20 protein-coding genes are annotated in these 20,348 nt (G+C 73.6%); 7 read left to right on the top strand and 13 right to left on the bottom strand.

Translation table 11 applies throughout. The features are described 5' to 3' along the window. Positions 1-73: 73 nt before the first annotated feature. A complete protein-coding gene (locus EV376_RS09370; protein WP_130321767.1) occupies positions 74-1,492 on the top strand; it encodes an MBL fold metallo-hydrolase in 1,419 nt (472 codons plus the stop codon). On the opposite strand, the gene EV376_RS09365 is transcribed toward EV376_RS09370, so the two are convergent. Together EV376_RS09365 and EV376_RS09360 are read right to left on the bottom strand one after the other, a co-directional pair. After that, positions 1,462-2,619: a sn-glycerol-3-phosphate ABC transporter ATP-binding protein UgpC gene (locus tag EV376_RS09365; RefSeq protein ID WP_130328584.1), complete on the bottom strand. Its 1,158-nt coding sequence runs from the start codon at positions 2,617-2,619 to the stop codon at positions 1,462-1,464. The genes EV376_RS09370 and EV376_RS09365 overlap by 31 nt on opposite strands. 99 nt (positions 2,620-2,718) lie before the next feature. Beyond that, entirely contained in the window at positions 2,719-3,138 is a 420-nt protein-coding gene (locus EV376_RS09360) for an Hsp20/alpha crystallin family protein (protein ID WP_207228087.1), read from the bottom strand. Positions 3,139-3,305: 167 nt separating this feature from the next. Between EV376_RS09360 and EV376_RS09355 the strand changes: the two genes are divergently transcribed. Next, positions 3,306-3,968: an AMIN-like domain-containing (lipo)protein gene (locus EV376_RS09355; protein ID WP_130321764.1), complete on the top strand. Its 663-nt coding sequence runs from the start codon at positions 3,306-3,308 to the stop codon at positions 3,966-3,968. Between the two features lie 75 nt (positions 3,969-4,043). Here the strand turns inward: EV376_RS09355 and purE are convergent, their stop codons facing one another. The 6 genes from purE to mca form a co-directional block, all read right to left on the bottom strand. Then, positions 4,044-4,514, bottom strand: a complete 471-nt coding sequence (gene purE / locus EV376_RS09350) for a 5-(carboxyamino)imidazole ribonucleotide mutase (protein WP_130328582.1) — start codon at positions 4,512-4,514, stop codon at positions 4,044-4,046. A 14-nt stretch (positions 4,515-4,528) separates the two neighbouring features. Then, complete coding sequence (locus EV376_RS09345) at positions 4,529-5,713, bottom strand: 5-(carboxyamino)imidazole ribonucleotide synthase (RefSeq protein WP_130321762.1); 1,185 nt, start codon at positions 5,711-5,713, stop codon at positions 4,529-4,531. Positions 5,714-5,792: 79 nt separating this feature from the next. Continuing rightward, positions 5,793-7,838 (bottom strand): thioredoxin domain-containing protein, encoded by a 2,046-nt coding sequence (locus tag EV376_RS09340; protein ID WP_130321760.1) that lies wholly within the window; start codon positions 7,836-7,838, stop codon positions 5,793-5,795. 130 nt (positions 7,839-7,968) lie between these two features. Next, positions 7,969-10,497 carry a bifunctional diguanylate cyclase/phosphodiesterase gene (locus EV376_RS09335; protein WP_130321758.1) on the bottom strand — a complete coding sequence of 843 codons (2,529 nt, stop codon included), beginning with the start codon at positions 10,495-10,497 and terminating at the stop codon, positions 7,969-7,971. 188 nt (positions 10,498-10,685) lie between these two features. Beyond that, positions 10,686-10,970 (bottom strand): hypothetical protein, encoded by a 285-nt coding sequence (locus EV376_RS09330; RefSeq protein WP_130321756.1) that lies wholly within the window; start codon positions 10,968-10,970, stop codon positions 10,686-10,688. A gap of 47 nt (positions 10,971-11,017) precedes the next feature. Continuing rightward, positions 11,018-11,899 carry a mycothiol conjugate amidase Mca gene (mca, locus tag EV376_RS09325; RefSeq protein ID WP_130321754.1) on the bottom strand — a complete coding sequence of 294 codons (882 nt, stop codon included), beginning with the start codon at positions 11,897-11,899 and terminating at the stop codon, positions 11,018-11,020. Positions 11,900-12,089: 190 nt separating this feature from the next. Here mca and EV376_RS09320 point away from each other — a divergent pair, with 190 nt between their 5' ends. Further along, on the top strand, positions 12,090-12,524 hold the full coding sequence (locus tag EV376_RS09320) for a DUF4307 domain-containing protein (protein WP_130321752.1): 435 nt from the start codon (positions 12,090-12,092) through the stop codon (positions 12,522-12,524). A 164-nt stretch (positions 12,525-12,688) separates the two neighbouring features. Next, positions 12,689-13,186, top strand: coding sequence for a transcription elongation factor GreA (greA, locus tag EV376_RS09315; RefSeq protein WP_130321750.1), 498 nt, complete (start codon positions 12,689-12,691; stop codon positions 13,184-13,186). Between the two features lie 191 nt (positions 13,187-13,377). Here the strand turns inward: greA and ilvA are convergent, their stop codons facing one another. From ilvA to EV376_RS09295, 4 genes are read right to left on the bottom strand one after another with little or no spacing between them, the layout of a single operon-like run. Next, a complete protein-coding gene (ilvA, locus tag EV376_RS09310) occupies positions 13,378-14,598 on the bottom strand; it encodes a threonine ammonia-lyase (protein ID WP_130321748.1) in 1,221 nt (406 codons plus the stop codon). Beyond that, the gene (locus tag EV376_RS09305; RefSeq protein WP_130321746.1) at positions 14,595-15,455 is read right to left on the bottom strand and encodes a DUF4328 domain-containing protein; all 861 of its coding nucleotides are present in this window, start codon (positions 15,453-15,455) and stop codon (positions 14,595-14,597) included. The genes ilvA and EV376_RS09305 overlap by 4 nt, the downstream gene beginning before the upstream one ends. A gap of 40 nt (positions 15,456-15,495) precedes the next feature. Then, positions 15,496-16,905, bottom strand: a complete 1,410-nt coding sequence (locus tag EV376_RS09300; RefSeq protein WP_130321744.1) for an amidase family protein — start codon at positions 16,903-16,905, stop codon at positions 15,496-15,498. 16 nt (positions 16,906-16,921) lie between these two features. Next, entirely contained in the window at positions 16,922-18,064 is a 1,143-nt protein-coding gene (locus EV376_RS09295; RefSeq protein WP_130321742.1) for a cystathionine gamma-synthase, read from the bottom strand. Positions 18,065-18,250: 186 nt separating this feature from the next. Here EV376_RS09295 and EV376_RS09290 point away from each other — a divergent pair, with 186 nt between their 5' ends. The 3 genes from EV376_RS09290 to EV376_RS09280 are packed head-to-tail and all read left to right on the top strand — an operon-like array spanning position 18,251 to position 19,753. Beyond that, complete coding sequence (locus tag EV376_RS09290; protein ID WP_130321740.1) at positions 18,251-18,577, top strand: hypothetical protein; 327 nt, start codon at positions 18,251-18,253, stop codon at positions 18,575-18,577. 20 nt (positions 18,578-18,597) lie between these two features. Next, complete coding sequence (locus EV376_RS09285) at positions 18,598-19,269, top strand: nucleotidyl transferase AbiEii/AbiGii toxin family protein (RefSeq protein WP_165437969.1); 672 nt, start codon at positions 18,598-18,600, stop codon at positions 19,267-19,269. A gap of 46 nt (positions 19,270-19,315) precedes the next feature. Next, positions 19,316-19,753: an HIT family protein gene (locus tag EV376_RS09280; protein ID WP_130321736.1), complete on the top strand. Its 438-nt coding sequence runs from the start codon at positions 19,316-19,318 to the stop codon at positions 19,751-19,753. On the opposite strand, the gene EV376_RS09275 is transcribed toward EV376_RS09280, so the two are convergent. After that, complete coding sequence (locus EV376_RS09275) at positions 19,735-20,238, bottom strand: GNAT family N-acetyltransferase (protein WP_130321734.1); 504 nt, start codon at positions 20,236-20,238, stop codon at positions 19,735-19,737. The genes EV376_RS09280 and EV376_RS09275 overlap by 19 nt on opposite strands. Between the last annotated feature and the right edge of the window lie 110 nt (positions 20,239-20,348).

The raw sequence follows: 20,348 nt of genomic DNA, 5'->3' as shown, positions 1-20,348 counted from the left end.
CGGGCGAAGGTCCCGACCTTCGCGGCCCTGCTCACCTTGCGGGGTGACGGCCGCGGCGGGTGCGATGAAGCCCATGCACGACTCGACAAGCATCCGCTTCCTGGGCGGCGCGGGCACCGTCACCGGCAGCAAGTTCCTCGTGACGGCAGCCGGCGGAAGGCTCCTCGTCGACTGCGGCCTCTTCCAGGGCCAGCGTGAGCTGCGCCGGCGCAACTGGCTGCCCTTTCCGGTGCCGGCCGGCGACCTGGACGCGATCGTGCTCAGCCACGCCCACCTGGATCACTGCGGCTTCCTGCCCCGGCTGGTCCGCGCGGGCTACAGCGCACCGGTGTACTGCTCGCCGTGGACCGCCGAGGTGGCGCCGATCGTGCTGCGCGACGCCGCGCACCTGCAGGAGGAGGACGCCGAGTACGCCCGCCGGAAGGGCTTCAGCCGGCACGACCCGCCGCTGCCGCTGTTCGACAGCGCCGACGCGGAGAAGGCGATCGCGTTGCTGCGCCCCCTGCCCTTCGGGGCGGTACGCGCCGTCGCGCCCGGCGTCACGGTGCGGCTCCACCGCGCCGGGCACATCCTCGGCTCGTCGACCGTCGAGGTACGCGCCGGCGACCGCTCGGTCGGCTTCTCCGGTGACCTGGGCCGCGACTCGCACCCGCTGCTCGCGCCGCCCGACCCGGCGCCGGCGGTGGACGCGCTGGTGGTCGAGTCGACGTACGGCGACCGGAGGCACCCCCCGCGACGCCTCGCCCAGTTGGCCGACCCGATCGGGCGGGCGCTCGCCCGGGGCGGGGTGGTGCTGATCCCGGCGTTCGCCGTGGACCGCACGCCGGTGCTGCTCATGGCCCTCCGCGAGCTGATGCGCACCGGCGCGCTGCCGGTCGTCCCGGTGTACGTGGACAGCCCGATGGCGCTGGCCGCGCTGGACGTCTACCGGGCGGCCGTCCGGGAGGGCGGTCCGGAAATCCGCGGCGCGGTGCGGCGGATCTCCTCCGACCCGTTCGACCCCGGTGACCTTCGCCTCGCGCACAGCGTCGAGGAGTCCAAGAAGCTCAACGACCCCCCGGCGCCCTGCATCATCATCTCGGCGTCCGGCATGGCCGCCGGCGGCCGGGTCCTGCACCACCTGGAGCACCTGGCCCCGCAGCCGCGCAACCTGATCCTGCTGTCGGGCTACCAGGCCGCCGGCACCCGCGGCCGGTCGCTGGTCGACGGCGCGTCCACGCTGAAGATGCACGGCCGGTACATCGCGGTGAAGGCGGAGGTCGCCACCGTCGACCAGCTGTCCGCCCACGCCGACGCCGACGATCTCCTGCGCTGGCTGCGGACCGCGCCGGTGCCGCCGCGCGCCTGCTACGTGGCACACGGCGAGCCGGCACCCGCCGCCACGCTCGCCCGCCGCATCACGACCGAACTCGGTTGGCGGGCCGCCGTCGCGCAGGACGGGCAGCGGGTGCCGGTCGGCGGTCAGGCCGACACGGGGGCTCGTGCCTCCTGATCCGCGAGCGCGAGCCCGCTGTCCGCCGCGAACAGGTACACCGAGTCGACGTCGACCCCGAAGGTGAGGCGCTCGCCCACCCGCACCGGGACGTGCCCGTCCAACCGCGCGGTCCACAGGCCGGCGGTCGGGTCACTGTCGTCGATCCCCTGCCAGGCGGTACCGACGGACGCGAAGTACACGAGCGTGGTGCTGCCGAGGAACTCGACGGCCGCCACGGTCGCGTCCAGCCTCGGCGTGCCGTCCGGCGCCGGCCAGGTGAACGCGTCCGGTCGCAGGCCGAGCAGGACCGGTCCGCCGTCGAGCGCGGCGAGGACCCCGGCCCGCGCGGCCGGCATCGGCCAGAGCTGCCCGTCCACCTCCAGGGACGGCGGGTTTCCGGCCCGCACCGGCACCACGGCGAGGTTCATGGCCGGTGAGCCGATGAAGCCGGCGACGAAGGCGTTGACCGGGTGGCGGTAGAGGTCGTGCGGGGTACCGACCTGCTGCACCCGGCCGCCCTCCAGCACGGCGATGCGGTCGCCGAGGGTCATCGCCTCGACCTGGTCGTGGGTGACGTAGACGGTGGTCGTGCGGTGCTCGGTGTGCAGGCGCCGGAGTTCGGCGCGCATCGTGACGCGCAGCTGCGCGTCCAGGTTGGACAGCGGCTCGTCCATGAGCAGGACCCGGGGATTCCGGACGATGGCCCGGCCGGCGGCCACCCGCTGCCGCTGCCCGCCGGACAACGCCTTGGGCTTGCGGTCGAGGAGTTCGTCGATGGCCAGCAGCCGCGCCACGTCGCGGACCCGCCGCTCCCGGACCGGGGCGGGGACGCGGCGGAGGCGCATGCCGAACGCGAGGTTGTCCCGCACCGACAGGTGCGGGTAGAGGGCGTAGTTCTGGAACACCATCGCGACGTCGCGCTCCTTCGGCGGCACGTGGTTGACGACCTCGCCGTCGAACCGGACCGTCCCGGAGGTGGCCTCCTCCAGGCCGGCGATGATGCGCAGCACCGTGGACTTGCCACAGCCGGACGGGCCCACCAGCACGAGGAATTCACCCTCCGCCACGGTTAGGCTCACCCCGTCGAGCACTCGGTTCCCGCCCGGGAACACCTTGGTCACGTTGTCGAGGCGTACGCTCGCCACGGCGCTCATCCCCCTTCCGGGTCCGGTCCCACAGCGGGTCGCGGGCCCGCGGCCCGGCGGTGCGCCGGGACCGACCCGGGGGCCGGCCCCGGCGGTCAATCAGCTCTTCTTCCCGTTCTCGACCTTCACCGGGATCTCCTTCGCGACCGGCGTCGGCTCGGCGACCTTCGCGGTGATCTCGAGGATCCCGTCGGTGTAGCGGGCCGCGATGGTCTTTTCGACGGCGCCCGCGGGCAGCGGAATCGTGCGGAAGAAGGATCCGTAGTGGAACTCGGAGCGGATCTTGTCCTGGTGGACCAGCTCCTTGCGCTCCACCTCCAGCCGCAGCTCGCCACCGGCGTACGTGATCCGGACGTCCTTGGCCGGGTCGATGCCGGGCAGCTCGGCGCGGACGACGTACTGGTCGCCCTCCAGGTAGTTCTCGATCCGGATGCTGGGCGCGAGCATCGGGAACAGGGACAGGTCGGCCCAGTCGAACGGGGCCAGCGGACCACGCTTCCAGCGTGTGATCGTCGACATAACGACCTCCTTGTCGTCTCGTCGTCACCTCCATCCGAACTCGCCACAACCCGACCGGACAGGGTCGACCGACCCATAGCCGACCGCCGATCGACCCTGGTTGGGTGGACCGCCGGGAGCGACGGTGGGAGGGTGGGTGCGGAGGCGCCGGGAGGGAGACGACGGCGATGCGACGGACGGCTTCGGCGGTGACGGTGGCGCTGCTCGCGATCGCGGCCGCGCTCGGCGGATGCGGCGGTGGGGACGACGACGCCGGCCCGGCCCCGACCGGCAGTCCCGGCGCGCCCGCCTCGGCGACGCCGGACGGGACCGTCGCCTCACCGACCGGCCCGGCCGGCGCGACCCCGTCCGCCACGGCACCGCCGACGACCGCCCCGGGCGGCGATCCGGCGGCGGGTTGGACCACCAATCCGGTCTCCGTGGACCGGCAGGTGCTGGCGCCGCCGCTGCCGGCGCTCAAGGGCATCAGGTCGGCCGCGCACCCCGGCTACGACCGGATCACGTTCGACTTCGCCGGGACCCTGCCCGGCTACCAGGTCCGGTACGTCGACACGGTGACCCAGGACGGGTCCGGCGAGACCGTCGCCATGCCGGGCCGCCGCTATCTCCTGATCACCTTCCAGCCCGCGCAGGCCCACACCGACAGCGGGGAGCCCACGGTTCGGCCGCGGCGCGCGACGCTGGACCACCCCATGCTGCGCGGATACGTGATCACCGGTGACTTCGAGGGGGTCTTGAACGTCGCGCTCGGGCTGGATGACGTGGTCGGCTTCCGGGTCGGCGAGATTCCGGGCACGCCGGGCCGCGTCTACGTCGACGTCGCAGCCTAGCGTCGCGGCCTGGCATCGGGGCGTAGCGTCGCGTCCTGGCGTCGGGGCGTCGCGTCGCGGCCCCGCGGGTCCGGCTCAGCCGAGGGAGGCGCGCAGAGCGGCGTCCTTCTCCGCGACGAGCCGCTCCAGCTCCGCCTGGTAGGCGGACATCCCGTCGAGCAGGTCCCGGTCGCCGGTGCCGAGGATCCGGACCGCGAGCAGACCCGCGTTGCGGGCGTTGCCGATCGACACGGTCGCCACCGGCACCCCGGCGGGCATCTGGACGATGGACAGCAGCGAGTCCATCCCGTCCAGGTGCTTCAACGGCACCGGGACACCGATCACCGGCAGCGGGGTGACCGAGGCGACCATGCCCGGCAGATGCGCGGCGCCGCCCGCACCGGCGATGATCACCTTCAGTCCGCGCTCGGCGGCCGTCCGGGCGTACTCGATCATCTTGACCGGCGTCCGGTGGGCGGAGACGACCCCGACCTCGTACGGCACCTCGAACTCGTCCAGCGCCTCGGCGGCGGCCCTCATCGTCGGCCAGTCCGAGTCGCTGCCCATGATCAGGCCAACGGTCACGAGTCGCGCCCCTCCCGAAGCCACCGCGCCGCCCGCGCGGCCCGGGTCCGTACGTCGTCCAGGTCGTCGCCGAGCACGGTGACGTGCCCGATCTTGCGGCCCGGCCGCACCTGCTTGCCGTACAGGTGCACCTTCGCGCCCGGCTCGGCGGCGAAGAGGTGGTGCAGCCGCTCGTCGATGGACATGCCGCCCGGCTCGCCGCCGAGCACGTTCGCCATCACCACGACGGGGGCGGTGAGCGAGGTGTCCCCCATCGGGTAGTCGAGCACCGACCGCAGGTGCTGCTCGAACTGCGACGTCCGGGCGCCCTCGATCGTCCAGTGCCCCGAGTTGTGCGGGCGCATCGCCAGCTCGTTCACCACGATGCGGCCGCCGGCCGGGGCCGTCGGGTCGGCGACCTCGAACAGCTCGACCGCCAGCAGGCCGACCACGCCGAGGGCGGTGGCCAGGTCGATGGCGAGCTGCTGCGCGGTGACCGCCAGCTCCGCCGGGAGGCCCGGCGCGGGAGCCAGCACCTCGACGCAGATGCCGTCGCGCTGCACGGTCTCGACCACCGGGTACGCGGCGACCTGCCCGAACGGCGAGCGGGCGACCTGCACGGCCAGCTCCCGACGCAGCGCCACCCGTTCCTCGACGATGAGGCGCGTGCCGCCGGCCAGCAGCGTGGTGGCCAGCTCCGCCGCCTGGCCGGCATCCTCGACCAGCCACACGCCGCGGCCGTCGTACCCGCCCCGGGCCGCCTTGAGCATCACCGGCCAGCCCACCTCGTCCCCGAACGACACCAGGTCAGCGGGGGCGGTGACCGGTCGCCAGGCGGGATTCGGCGCGCCCAGCGTCGCGAGCCGCTCGCGCATGACCCGCTTGTCCTGCGCGTGCAGCAGCGCCTCGGCCGGCGGGAAGAGCTTCACTCCCTCGGCGGCCAACGCGACGATGTGCTCGGTCGGGACGTGCTCGTGGTCGAAGGTGACCACGTCACAGCCCTTGGCGAAGGTGCGCAGCGCGGCGAGGTCGGTGTGGTCGCCGTACTGCACCTCGGCGGCCACCAGGGCGGCCCCGTCGTCGGGGGCGAGCGCGAGCACGCGGAGCGACTGGCCGAGGGCGATCGCGGCCTGGTGGGTCATCCGGGCCAGCTGGCCGCCGCCCACCATGCCGACAACGGGCAGACCGGTACGGGAGTCCATAGCGGCGCCAGCCTATCCGGCCCGCCGCACCGCCCCACCGCCGCCCGACCGACGAGCCACCCGCCGTCGCTGTTTGGGGCTAGCGGCCGGTGAGTTGGGTTACCAGGTCGGCGACCTCGGTGACGGGTCGGTCGCAGACGAAACCCCGGCAGACGTACGCGGTGGCCCGCCCGTCGACCATCGGCCGGTCGGCGAGCAGCGGCGCCCCGGGCTGGTCCGGCCGTCCGGCCACGATCACGGCACCCGGCGGGGCGTGCCGGTGCGCCGCCAGGACCAGGGGCTCCCCGACCGGGTCGTCGGTGACCACGGCCACCTCGTACGGCCCGGAGAGCACCGCCTCGCCGACGGTGGCCGCGTACCCGGTGAAGCGGGCGTGCCGGGCCGCGATCGGCGCCACGGTGGCCAGGGCCGCCTCCGCCGCCTCCCGGTAGCGGGTCTCCCCGGTCAGCGCCGTGTACGCGACCAGCGCGGCAGCGATCGCCGACCGGCCGGACGGGGTGGCGTTGTCGGTGGGGTCGGCCGGCCGGGTGACCAGTCGCTCCGCGTCGTCGGCGGTGTCGTAGAACCCGCCGTCCGGGGCGGCGAACCGTTCCAGCGCCACGTCGAGAAGCTGCCCGGCCAGCGCCAGCCAGCGCGCCTCCCCGGTGAGCTGATGCATCGCGCAGAACGCCTCGGCCACGCAGCCGTAGTCCTCCAGGACGCCCGGCGAGTCGCCGACCCGGCCGTCCCGGGAGGTCCGCCGCAGCCGCCCGTCCACCAGGTGCACCCGGGCGAGGTGCTCGGCCGCGTCCCGCATGGCGCCGTCGGCGACGATCGTCACGCCCTCCATCAGGTTGGCGTCCGGGCCCGGGGCGTCCTGCGCGTACCCGGCGGCGACCTGCTGGAACTCGGCGATCGCGGTGATCGCGAGGCCGTTCCAGGCAGCCACCACCTTGTCGTCCCGCGCCGGCTGGGGGCGGGCGTCCCGGGCCACCAGCAGCCGGCTCACCACGTCCTGCCAGCGCTCTCGGATCTCCGGGGCGGCGTCGTCGACGTCCCGGGCCAGCCGCAGCACGCTCGTGCCGTGCTCGAAGGAGCCCTGTTCGGTGACGTCGAACAGGTCGGCGGCCCAGCGGCCGTCCCCCTCCCCCAGCACCTCGACCAGCTGGGCGGGCGTCCAGACGTACGTGCGGCCCTCGACGCCCTCGGTGTCCGCGTCCAGCGCCGACGCGAAGCCCTCGCCGGGGCGGTGCAGCTCGTCGGCGAGGAAGCGGGCGGTGTCGCGGGCGACCCGCCGGGCCAGGGGGTCGCCGGTCAGCCGCCACAGGTGCGTGTAGACGCGGAGCAGCAACGCGTTGTCGTAGAGCATCTTCTCGAAGTGCGGCACGGTCCAGTGGCCGTCCACGGAGTACCGGGCGAAACCGCCGGCGAGCTGGTCGTGCAGCCCGCCCCGGGCCATCGCCTCGCAGGTGTGCCGGACCATCTCCAGGCTGTGCTCCGAGCCGGTGCGCTGGTGGTGCCGCAGCAGGAAGAGCAGGTTCATGTGCGGCGGGAACTTCGGCGCGCCACCGAAGCCACCGTGCGTGTGGTCGTACTCCTTGGCGAGCTGCTCCGCCGCGGCGTCGAGCAGCTCGGCGGTGAGCGGGGCGGACGGGCCCCCGACGGCCTGGGCGCCGCCGACCGCCTCGACCACCGCGGCGCCCTGCCGGAGTACGGCGTCGCGCTGGTCGCGCCAGGCGGTGGTGACCGACTGGAGCAGGCGAAGGAAGTTGGGCTTCGGGAAGTACGTGCCGCAGAAGAACGGGGTGCCGTCCGGGGTGGCGAAGACCGTCATCGGCCAGCCGCCCTGCCCGGTCATCGCCTGCGTCGCGGTCATGTAGACGGCGTCGACGTCGGGGCGCTCCTCACGGTCCACCTTGACGGCCACGAAGTGCTCGTTCAGCAGGGCACCGACCTGCTCGTCCTCGAACGACTCGTGCGCCATGACGTGACACCAGTGGCAGGCCGCGTAACCGACCGAGACGAGCACCGGCACGTCCCGCCGTTTCGCCTCGGCGAACGCCTCCGCGCACCACGGCCACCAGTCGACCGGGTTGTCCTTGTGCTGGAGCAGGTACGGGCTGGTGGCGCTGGCGAGACGGTTCACCCCCCGACCCTAACCACCCCCGCCCCCACCCGCCGGCCAACCCAGTTGATCATGAAGTTGTCGCGCCGACACGCCGGCCCGGAGGGCAATGACTTCCTGATCCGGGCAGACCTGGGGGCGGGGGGTGAGGTCAGGAGGCGTCGTCCGCGGCGGTGCGGAGGGGGAGGATGCGGGGACGGGCGTCGTCCAGCAGGGTGCCCAGCACGGCGTTGATCTTGTCGGCGGGCATCGGCTTGAAGAAGTGGTAGCCCTGCGCGGCGGTGCAGCCCAGCTCGGCCAGCGCACTGCGCTGCTCGGCCGTCTCCACGCCCTCGGCGACTACCCGCAGCCCCAACTCCTGGGCGAGCCCCACGGTGGTACGCACGATCGCCGCCGCCTCCGGCGAGTCGGCCATCCGGATCACGAAGGAGCGGTCCACCTTCAGCTCGTCCACGGCGATCCGGGTGAGGAAGGTCAGCGACGAGAAGCCGGTGCCGAAGTCGTCGACCGCCAACTGCACACCCATCGTGCGCAGCGTGGTGAGCACCTCGTCGATGACCTCCAGCTCGCTCATCACCACGGTCTCGGTGATCTCCAGGACCAGGCGGTGCGCCGGCACCTGATGGCGGCGCAGCGCGTCCGCGATCTCCGCCGGCAGCCGGGGGTCGAGCAGGCTGCGGGCGGACAGGTTCACCGAGATCGGCAGGTCCAGACCCTCCCGGGTCCACTGCGCCGCCACGCCGAGCGCCTTGTCCAGCACGTACCGGGTGAAGGTGCCCAGCTGCTCGCTGTTCTCCACCGGGCGGATGAAGTCGTGCGGGCTCAGCCAGCCGCGCCGCGGATGCCGCCACCGGATCAGGGCCTCCACCCCGGTGGGAGCGCCGGTGGCCAGGTCGACCGCCGGTTGCAGGGCCAGCACCAGCTGGTCGTCGGCCGCGAGGGCCTCGCGCAGCTCGGCCAGCAGGGCGAGCTGGTCGGTGCTGGCCGCGTCCCGGGTCGAGTCGTACGCGGCGACGCTGCCGCCGCCCTCCTTCGCCTGGTACATCGCGATGTCGGCGCGCCGCAGCAGCTCCGTCATGTCGGCGGTGCCGGCGTCGGCGACCACCACCCCGACCGACACCTCGACGGACATCCGGACGCCGGCCACCTCCGTCGGCGCGGCGAGCCGCTCGGCGATCTCCCGGGCCTGGCGCAGCGCGTACGCCATCGGGGCGGCGCGATCCCCGATCACCGGGACCGACGTCAGCAGCAGGGCGAACTCGTCACCACCGAGCCGGCCCAGCAGGTCGCCGCTGCGGGTCAACGCACCCAGCCGGTTGGCGGTCAGCCGGAGCAGTTGGTCGCCGGCGGCATGCCCGAGGGTGTCGTTGACCTCCTTGAACTGGTTGACGTCCAGCAGCAGCAGCGCCACCGGGTGGTCGTGCGCGAGCTGCCGCAGCGCCTGGTCGCCCTTGCTGAGCATGGCCGCCCGGTTGACCAGCCCGGTCAGCGCGTCGTGCACCGCCTCGTACGACGAGCGGGCGGTGACCAGCCGCAGCTCGCGATGGGTCGCCGCGTCGTGCAGGGCGGCCGCCAGCGCGTCGCCGTACGCGGCGAGCGCGTCGCGCTCCCGGTCGCTGGGCGGCGCCGAGCGGGGGAACCGGACCCGCAGATGGCCGACCGGCGTGGCGCCGACCGCCAGTGGGCGGACCAGCTCACGCTCGTCCGGCTCGGTGTCGGGCGAGCCGACCTCCCGGTCGACCACCTGACCGCCCGCGTCGCCCCGGTACCGCCGCCACCGGCCGTCCCCGCGCGCCACGTCCACATCGACCAGTTCGGCCTGGAACAGCGTCAGCGCGCCGCTCACCGCCGCCGTCGCCACGCCCCGCTCGTCGAGCTGGTTGAGCGCGGCCGTGGCCTCGGCGAGGGCGCGCCAGGCCCGTCGCTCCTGGTTGGCGCGCAGCCGGTGCCGGTAGGTCTGCTGGAGCAACCACAGCGGCGGCGGGAGCAGCAGCAGCCAGCGGGGGTCCACCTCCACCAGAGCCACCACGACCAGGCCCACCACGACGTTCCCGACGAACATCAGCAGCTTGCCGCGCAGCGCCGCGAGCAGGAGGGTGGCCATCGAGGTCCCGTGGCGCAGCGCCAGGCTGACCCCGCCGAGCCAGGCGCTCGCGAGGAGGTAGGTGAGCGCGCCCGCGACCGCGGCCAACGCGAGGGGCGGGGTCGGAGCGGCCAGCAGCGGCCGGCCCAGGGCGGTGGTGACCGACACGGCCAACGCGGTCGCCGCGGCCAGGGACGCCGCGATCCGGACGAGCTCCAGCGTCGGCCGGCGTTCGCCGAACAGGGACATCGCGGACCAGGCCAGCCCGACGCCGAGGAGGGTGGCGGCCGGGAGCCAGTTCGCGGGCACCTGGAAGAGGCAGACGATGAGCGCGGCCTCGCCCCAGGTGATGCTCACCGTGCCGGCGGCGACCCGGAACCGGAGCCGGGCGAGCTGCGCGAGGGCGAAGACACCGACCGCCAGGCCGAAGCGGGCCGGGCCACCGACGGGATCGTCGGCGGGCAGGCCGGCCGGGAGCGTGAGCCCGACGATCGCCGCGGCCAGAGCCGTCACGGCCACCGCCACCGTGAGCAGGAGCGCCCGCGCCGGCGCGTCGCGGGCCTGGACCCGCGAGCGCCCGGCCGGTGCGGAGGTCACGGACCCGCTCCGGCCGCGGGCCGCGCGACGGTACGACGGGCAGCCGCTGCTGTGCTGGTCATCGGCGCCCCCTCCCGCGCACGGCCGAAGGACATTCCGTCCCCCCGGCGGAAGGCTAAGCCAATAGCGGTGACCGCAACAGGGGGTGACCGCCCCCTCGGCCATGAATCATGCGGGGACTACCCGTTTCAGCGCTGCTGGGGCCCGTTGGGAGGGTTCGACGATGAATCCTGCGTTCCCGTGCCGTCTGTCGGATCACCGACTGCGGCGTCCGAACGGTTGACGCCGCCCGGACCGTCCTGGTGCGGGAACCGGTCGGGCAGGCGGCGCAGCCGCGCGTTCATGTTGCGGATCAGCAGAACGGTCGCGGTGGCCAGAACGAGGATCAGGAACAGGCCCATCGGGCCGGCCAGGCCACCCGTGCGGGTGTCCCCGAAGTTGTTCTGGGCGAGCACCTCAGCAGCGGTCAGCATGACGTCCCTCCGATGAGCGGTTGGTGACCAGCGTACGCCGCTCCGGGTCAGCAGGCATGCGCCGTCTCGCGGACGCCCGCGAAGAGATCCGACTCGGGCAGCGGGCTGTCGACCAGCGACCGGACGAGCTGGAAATCCTCCGTGGGCCAGGCGCGCTGCTGCAGCTCCATCGGCACCTGGAACCAGAAGCCGTCCGGGTCGATCTGGGTCGCGTGGGCTCGCAGCGCGTCGTCGCGGACCGGGAAGTATTCCGCGCACTCGACCCGGGTGGTGATCCGCGGGCCCTTGTCCGGCCGCTCGTCCCACCGCTTGAGCCACTCCGCGTACGGCGACTCGAGGCCCGCGGCGAGCAGCGTCTCGTGCAGGGCGAGGATCTTGCCCTTCGAGAAGCCGATGTCGTAGTAGAGCTTGAGCGGCTGCCAGGGCTCGCCGAGGCCCGGGTAGCGCTCGGGGTCACCGGCCGCCTCGAAGGCGGCCACGCTGACCTTGTGGGTCATGATGTGGTCGGGGTGCGGGTAGCCGCCCTCCTCGTCGTACGTGGTGACGACGTGCGGTCGGAACTCGCGCATCAGGCGCACCAGCGGCCCGGCGGCCTCGGCCACGTCCTGGAGGGCGAAACAGCCCTCGGGCAGCGGCGGCAGCGGGTCGCCCTCGGGCAGGCCCGAGTCGACGAAGCCCAGCCAGGCCTGTTCCACGCCGAGGATCGCGCGCGCGGCATCCATCTCGGCGCGGCGGATGTCGGCCATGTTGGCCCAGACGTCGGGCCGGTCCATCTTCGGGTTGAGCACGCTGCCGCGCTCGCCGCCGGTGCACGTCACGACCAGGACGTCCACACCCTCGGCCACGTACTTCGCGGTGGTCGCCGCGCCCTTGCTCGACTCGTCGTCCGGGTGTGCGTGGACGGCCATGAGTCGCAGTCGCTCTGCCAACGTCGGCGCTCCTCGTCTCTGCCCCGGCGGCCCTCCCCCGGGCCGCCCGGCTGACCTGCCGGATTACTCCCCCCGTGGCGAAACCCGCCGGCACCGGCCTGAGATGCTTGACGCATTCGGCCGGTGGGGAGAATGGAACCCTGCCATTCTTGCCGATGCCCCCGACAACGACGCCAGGAGATACCCGCCGGTGAGCGAGACGCACGCCACAATTCCATCCGGCGCGCCGGTCTTCCCGCCCGGCCGGTACGGGCGACGCCGCGAGCCGGGCCGCCGACCGCTGGTGGCCGCGCTGCTGGGGCTCGTCCTGGTGGTGGCGCTCGGCGTCTTCGTGACGGTCCGGCTCTACCAGCAGTACGGCAACCCGGAGTACGACGCCAAGGTGATCACCTACACCGGGATCACCGACTCGCAGGTGCTGGTCGACTTCCAGGTGAACGTGCCGCCGGGCGGGTCCGCCGTGTGCGTGCTGCGGGCCCGGGACCGCGCCGGCGCCGAGGTGGCCCGGGAGCAGGTGACGGTGACCGCCCGGCCGGGCGAACGGCAGGTGACGACGCAGCACCGCCTGGTGACCACCGGCCGGCCCTTCATCGGCGAGGTCCTGCGCTGCCGAGCGCCGGGCTGACCGGCGCCGATCCTGATCTGACCGGCGCCGGAGGGCGGTCGCCGGTGCTGGCGTGATCGTCCCGCCGGAGGGCCGGTCAGTGATCACCGCCACCCCTGTGTCGGTGGTCACTGGTAACTTGGAAGTTCACCTGTCAGCCAGCACGCACACTGAGGAGATCGCCTGTGTCCACTGGCAACGAGGCGCCCGCCACCTGGCTGTCGCAGGAGGCGTACGACCGTCTCCAGGCGGAACTCGACGAGCTGATCGCCAACCGGCCGGTCATCGCCGCCGAGATCAACGCCCGGCGCGAGGAGGGCGACCTGCGGGAGAACGGCGGCTACCACGCCGCCCGCGAGGAGCAGAGCAAGGCCGAGGGGCGCATCCTCTACCTGAAGGAGCTGCTCCGCACCGCGCAGGTGGGCGAGGCACCCACCGCCGACACGGTCGCACCCGGCATGGTCGTGACGATCTACTTCGACGACGACAAGGACGACACCGAGCGGTTCCTGCTCGGCTCCCGCGAGATCGCGTCGACCACCGACCTGACGGTCTACAGCCCCGAGTCCGCCATCGGCCAGGCGATCCTGGGCTGCCGTCCGGGGCAGACCTGCACCTACACCGCCCCGAGCGGCGCCGACATCAAGGTGACCGTCGTCGCCTTCGAGCCGTTCAGCGGCTGATTCGCCGCGTCCCGACGCGCCGGCGGCCCACCGGGCCCCGGCGCGTCGCGCGTTCCCGCCCGACCGGGCCCCGGCGCGGTCCGCGAGTCCGGGCCCCAGTGCGGTCCGCGAGTCCGGGCCCCAGTGCGGTCCGCGAGTCCGGGCCACGGCCGGGAGCGAGACCCGCGCCGGCCGGCCCGGTGCGGCCGACGTCACGCCTCGCCGGCGAAGACCACCTGGTAGCCGCTGGCCCGCAGTGCGCTGATCAGCGTGTCCGAGTGCTCGACGCCGCGGGTCTCCACCGACAGCGCCACCTCGACCTCGCCGAGCCGCAGGTGCGGATTCACCCGCTGGTGCTCCACGTCCACCACGTTCGCCCGGTGCTCGGCGATCTGGCTGAGCAGCGAGGCCAACTGCCCGGGCCGGTCCGGGCAACGGATGGTGAACCGGAGGTAGCGGCCGGCCGCCGCCAGGCCGTGCTCGATCACCCGGAGCATCAGCAGCGGGTCGATGTTGCCGCCGGAGAGCACGACGACCACCGGGGCCTCGACCTCGACCGCGCCGGTCAGCAGCGCCGCCACCCCCACCGCGCCGGCCGGCTCGACCACCAGTTTGCCCCGTTCCAGCAGCATCAGCAGCGCGCGGGAGATGTCCTCCTCGGAGACCGTCACGATCTCGTCGACCAGCTTGCGGACGTGGAGGAAGGTCAGCTCCCCAGGGCGACCGACGGCGATGCCGTCCGCGATCGTGCTGAACGACGGCAGGCGTACCGGCTCGCCGGCCACCAGCGAGGGCGGGAAGGCGGCGGCGCTGGCGGCCTGCACGCCGACGACGCGTACGTCCGGTCGCAGCGCCTTCGCCGCGACCGCCAGTCCGGAGACCAGGCCGCCGCCGCCGACACCGGTGACGATGGTCCGCACGTCCGGGCACTGTTCGAGGATCTCCAGCGCCACCGTGCCCTGACCGGCGATCACGTCCCGGTGGTCGAACGGGTGGATCAGCGTGGCGCCGGTACGGTCGGCGTAGGTCTGCGCGGCCACCAGCGACTCGTCGACGGTGTTGCCGACGAGTTCGACCTGGGCGCCGTACCCCTTGGTGGCCGCCACCTTCGGCAGCGGCGCGTTCACCGGCATGAACACGGTGGCCTGCGTGCCGACCAGGCCGGCGGCGAGCGCCACCCCCTGGGCGTGGTTGCCGGCGCTGGCCGCGACCACGCCGGCCGCGCGCTCCGCCTCGGACAGCCGGGAGATCCGCACGTACGCCCCGCGCACCTTGTACGAGCCGGCGCGTTGCAGGTTCTCGCACTTCAGCCAGGTCGGCCCGCCGAGCGCCGCGCTGAGCGGCCGCGAGGGTTCCAGCGGGGTGCTACGGACGACATCCGCGAGCAGCTCCCGCGCGCTCCGTACGTCCTCGAGGCTGACCAGTTCCGTCATGCCCCGATCGTGCCACCCGCCACCCCTGGGGCCGGCGGCGACGCCACCGGCGGATGCGTGGGGGCGGGCACGACGGAACCCGGCAGGATGGGACCGGACGGCAACGACCGGGCGATCCGCGCCTCCTGGGCGGCGGAGATCCGGACGATGAGCACGATCAACGACACCCCGGCGACCAAGCAAGCCGCGGTCGGCACGACGTACGAGTCAAGCGCAGCCGTGTAGTGGTCCGTGTAGGCCTGAAACTCCACGGCGGTCTGCGGGGCCTGCGGAAGGGTCTCCCACCTCTGTGCGACGCGCCCTCCGACGATCCGATCCCAGATCAGGAACACCACCCAACCGGTCCACCACAGGTTGACCAGCCGTGGGGTGGTCAACCGCCAGAGGCTCTCCCGCGCAACGTTGGCGACCACCCGGTACGGCATGAAGAAGTTGGCGATGGGCACCAGCCAGCCGGCGATCGCCCAGCCGGCGGAGACAGTCGCCCCTGCACCGGGAAAGGCGTCGAGGTTCATCCTGGCCCGCCACGTCCAAATGATCACCAGCACGGCGGCGATCAGCATGCCGACAACGTACGGAACCCCTGCCAGGTCGAGCAGCTGCACGGTGAGCAGCAGGTCGCTGTCCAACCGGTGGCCGGCCTCGGCGGCGATCGCTGCCTGCACCGGCAGGGCCAGCGTGCTCAGCAGGAACGCCAGCGTGGCCGCACCGACGGCCACGGCGGCGGCCCGCCCGATCCCCCGCACCGTGCGCACGGGGACGTCCGGTCGCAGGACCGGAGCCCCGACCGGGGTCCGGCAGGTCTCGCACTCGTTGGTACGCGGGTCGTTTTCGGTGTCACAGGTGTGGCAGAGCATGCCGCTTCCTCAGGTCGACGGGTAGCGGCAGGCTAGACGATCATGCGCCGGCTGGCGACCCCGTACCGACCCGGGGGTAGCCGGGGGCGTGGCGGGTCCACGGGGCCTGCATCTCGAACTGGCCGGCCACGCCGAGCAGGAGCAGCTCGGAGCCGGGCGGGCCGACCAGCTGCACCGCCACCGGAAGGCCGTCCGGACGGCGTCCCACCGGGATCACGATCGCGGGCAGGCCGGCGATGTTCCAGGGGGCGGCGTACGGGGCGTACCGGATGTTGGCCAGCATGTTCGCCCGCCAGGAGCGACCCGACCAGCTGGTCGCCTCCGGCGGCATGCCGGCCAGGGCCGGGGTGAGCAGCAGATCGACCGAGTGGTCGGTGAAGAACCCGATGGAGCGTTCGCGCCAGGCGGCCCGGTCGGCCTCCCGCACGTACCCCCGGCGCTGCGCCCACTCGCCGAACGTGACGTGCCGGCGGCTGCGCTTCTGCAGGCTCCGGCGGTCCAGGCCGGCGGCCCGGACGTCGGCCGCCGCCGCGGCGAACCAGGTGGCGATGCCCTGCAGGCCCAGCGCCATCGGGTAGACCGGGTCGGCCGGCCCGGTGTCGTGCCCGGCGGCGGCGAGGAGCCGGCCGGCGGCGGCGACCGCGTCCCGGTTCGGCGCGTCCGGCGAGACGCCGCGCACCGGGGAGCGCAGCGACACCCCGACCCGCAGCCGCTGCGGCGGGACCAGCTTCTCCTGCGGCCGGCCGGCCAGCACCTGGAAGCCGACCGCGGCGTCGGCGACGGTCGTGGTCAGCATCCCGTGCTCGGTGAGGCCGAACCAGTCGTCCGCGCCGAGCTGGCAGGGCACCACGCCGCGCCCCGGCTTGAGGCCGACCAGGCCGCAGCAGGCCGCCGGGATCCGGATCGACCCGAGCCCGTCGTTGGCGTGGGCGATCGGCACCAGCCCGGCGGCCACCGCGGCAGCCGAGCCGCCGGAGGAGCCGCCGGGGGTACGCGTGAGGTCCCAGGGGTTGCGGGTCACCGCGGTCTCGTCGTCGGTGACCCCCCACAGGCCCAGCTCCGGCATCCGGGTCACGCCGAGGATCACCGCGCCGGCGCCGCGCAGCCGCCGGACCACCTCGTGGTCGGCCTCCGCCACCGGGGTACGCACGGCGGCCGAGCCGTTCCAGGTGGGCAGCCCGGCGACCGCGGTGTTCTCCTTGACGGCGACCGGCACCCCGGCGAGGGGGAGGTTGGCCAGGTCCTCCTGCTCGTCGACCTTCTCCGCCTCGGTCACCGCCTCGCCGCCCCGGACCGCGCGGAACGCGGCCAGCTCGGCGTCGATGCGGGCGAGGTGATCGAGGTGGTCGGCAACGACCTGCGTGGCGGAGACGTCACCCCGGCGTACGCCGCGGGCGATCTGCTTGGCGGTCGCCCCTACCCACGTCGGCATGATGTCCTGCACGGCCACCCTCCCCAGCCCGCGGTCAGCCCAGCGCCTGCTCCAGATCGGCAAGCAGGTCGTCGACCGTCTCGATGCCGACAGACAGTCGCACGAGATCGCCGGGAACTTCAAGCGGCGAGCCGGCGGCACTTGCGTGTGTCATTCGGCCCGGGTGCTCGATCAGGGACTCCACCCCGCCCAGCGACTCGGCGAGCACGAAGAGCCGCGCCCGGTTGCAGATCTCCACGGCGTGCTCCTCGCCGCCGGCGGCCCGGAAGGAGATCATTCCGCCGAAGCGACGCATCTGCTTCGCCGCCACCTCGTGGCCGGGGTGCGCGGGCAGGCCGGGGTAGATGACCTCGCCGACCTTCGCGTGCCCGTCCAGGTACGCGGCGATGCGCTCGGCGTTGTCGCAGTGCCGGTCCATGCGTACGCCGAGGGTCTTGATGCCGCGCAGCGTGAGCCACGCGTCGAACGGTCCGTTGACGGCGCCCATCGCGTTCTGGTGGTAGCGCAGTTCCTCGCCGAGCCCGGCGTCGCCAGCGATCAGCGCCCCGCCCACCACGTCGGAGTGGCCGCCGATGTACTTGGTCGTCGAGTGGACCACCACGTCCGCGCCCAGGGCGAGCGGCTGCTGCAGGTAGGGGGAGGCGAACGTGTTGTCCACGACCAGCAGCGCGCCCGCGTCGTGCGCGACCGCCGCGAGGGCGGCGATGTCGGCGATGCCGAGCAGCGGGTTGGTGGGCGTCTCCAACCACACGATCTTCGTGCTCCCGGGCCGGATCGCGGCCCGCACGGCGTCGACGTCGGAGACCTTCGCCGGGGTGTACCCGAGGCCCCACCGCTCGGCGACCTTCGCGAACAGCCGGTAGGTGCCGCCGTACGCGTCGTCGGGGATGACCACGTGGTCGCCCGGCCCGCAGACGGTCCGGAGCAGGGTGTCCTCGGCGGCCAGGCCGCTGGCGAAGGCGAGCCCCACGGAGCCGCCCTCCAGCGCGGCCAGGCACTCCTGGAGCGCGTCCCGGGTGGGGTTGCCGGAGCGGCTGTACTCGTAGCCCTGGCGGGGCGCGCCGACCGCATCCTGCGCATACGTGCTGGTCTGGTAGATCGGTGGGATCACTGCGCCGGTGCGGGCCTCGGGGTCCTGGCCGGCGTGGATGGCGAGCGTCTCGAAGCCGTGACTCATGCCCGGAACGTTAGCCGTTCAGTCCGTCCCAGCCCATGGAACCCGGCCGCGGTCACACCGGGTCATGCCCTGGTCCGGCTCCTCGACCTCTGGTGAAGCCATCCGTCTCGCCGCGTTGCCGCACCGGGGGACGCGGCGGGGGCCCGGTGGGCGTGCGATGTCGGACCGCCGGGTGATACTGGCCGGGTGAGTTCGACCGCCCTGCCGTCCCGCCTCATCGGCGCAGCCGATCGCATCCCGGCCTCGCTCGACCTGCTGGCCGGCCCCGACCACGGTCGGGTCGCGCTACCGGTGCGGCTGGCCTGGTCCGGCCTGACCGAGTTCGACGTCACCGACCCACGGGAGCGGCTCACCCTCTATTGCCTGCTCCTCGATTGCGGGCAGCACGACGACATCATCCGCTACGTCAATCCGGTCCTGTTGCGACGGGACTGGCCCCGGGTTCGTCGACTGACCGCGCGTCGCCTCGTGTCGCTCTGGGAGCGACGGCTGCCAGAGCTGTCGGCCGCATGATCGATCCGGTACACCAGCGGTTGCTCCAGATCGGCTTCGCGGCCGGTGACGAGTTGGGACTCGTGCTGGCCGGCGGCTACGCCATGTCAGCGCACCAACTGGTGAGTCGCCCCTCGCAGGACATCGACTTTGCGACCGCCACCGCGTTGCCACTGGCCGCGATCGTCGATCGTTTGGTCACCGCCTATCGGGCCGCCGGCTACAAGACCGAACTCGTAGAAGTCACCCCACGGATGGCTCGGATGGTCGTGTCCGACGCGACCATCTCGTGCGAGGTGGACCTACTCAAGGAAGGAATCGGGCCGCCGGCCAGGCTGGCGGTCGGACCGGTGCTCTCCCTGGAAGATGCGGTCGGCTTGAAGATGCGGGCGCTGCACGAACGCGCCGCCCACCGCGACTACATCGACATCCGTGCGGCCAACTCGCGACTGACCTGGGTCGAGATGGAGAACCTGGGTGCGCGCCACACGGCCGGGTTCTCGCTGGAGGAGTTGGCCGACCGCCTCGGCGGCGTCGTCGAGCGTGATTCGCGCACCTTCCGGTCCTACGGGCTGGCGGAGGCAGCGATCGACGACCTGCGCCGGTGGGCACTGGCCTGGGAGGCGGACATCCGGTCGCGCCTGGCGAGCGGCGAGACGGGGCCCGTCGGCGTGGTCGACGACGAGTGGGACGCCTACCTCGACCCGGCCTGAGTCCCTCGCCGGAGCGCGGGGCGTGGCCGGGGCCTAGCCTGGAGCGGTGGCGGGGTGCGTGTTCTGCGGGATCGTGGCGGGCGAGGTGCCCGCGTTCCGGGTCGTCGACGAGCCCGACGGGGTGGCGTTCCTCGACACCCGGCCGGTGTTCAAGGGCCATCTGCTGGTGGTGCCGCGTACGCACCTGGTCACGCTGGCCGACCTGCCACCGGAGTCGCTGGCCGGCTACTTCGGGCTGGTCCGGCGGCTGGCGATCGCGGTCGAGGGCGGGCTGGGCGCGGGCGGCACGTTCGTGGCGATGAACAACAAGGTGTCGCAGTCGGTGCCGCACCTGCACACCCATGTCGTGCCCCGCACGAGGGGCGACGGCCTGCGCGGCTTCTTCTGGCCCCGCACCCGGTACGCCGACGACGCCGAGGCCGAGGGTTACGCCGAGCGCGTCCGTACCGCGCTGCGCGCGGGGGATCAGGCGGGCCGCGCGTAGCGCGTGATCCAGAGCTCCGGGATGACCTCCTCGTCCCCCAGCCGGGCGAAGCCCAGGGACTCGTAGAGGCGGCGGGCCGGGCGGTTGGCGCGACCCGTGGCGACCACGACCCGGCGGGTGCCGGCCCGGGCCAGCACGGCGTTCACCAGGGCACGTCCGACGCCACGTCGGTGGGCGGCCGGGTCGACGACCAGGCGGTCGATGTCGACGAGGGTGTCGTCCTCGGTCCAGCCGACCGCGCCGAGCAGGGCCGACCCGTCGAACGCCGCGAGCCAGCTCAGCGGCGCCGCGCGCAGGTCGGCCAGGTCCTCCCGCAGCGGCGGGATGCGGTCGTCGCCGATCAGGGCGGCCTCGACGGCGTACGCGGCGTGCTGCACCGCCAGCAGCGACCGGGCCAGCGCCTCGTCGGCGGCTGGCCGGATCCGGCGAATGGTCGGACCGCCACCGCCGCCGTCGGTGGCCGGTACCGCCCCGGTAACAGCCATGCCGGCGCCTCCTCTCCCACCGACGCCCGACCCATGCTGCCGCCCGCCCGGGCGCCACCCGAGGCGGGGTGCGCCCGGCGAGGGCTCCGCACCACCGCGTCGGCCTGCGC

The sequence above is a fragment of the Micromonospora sp. CNZ295 genome, from assembly GCF_004217535.1.
The sequence above is the reverse complement of the archived record's forward strand: the minus strand, read 5'-3'. Positions and strand labels throughout refer to the sequence as shown.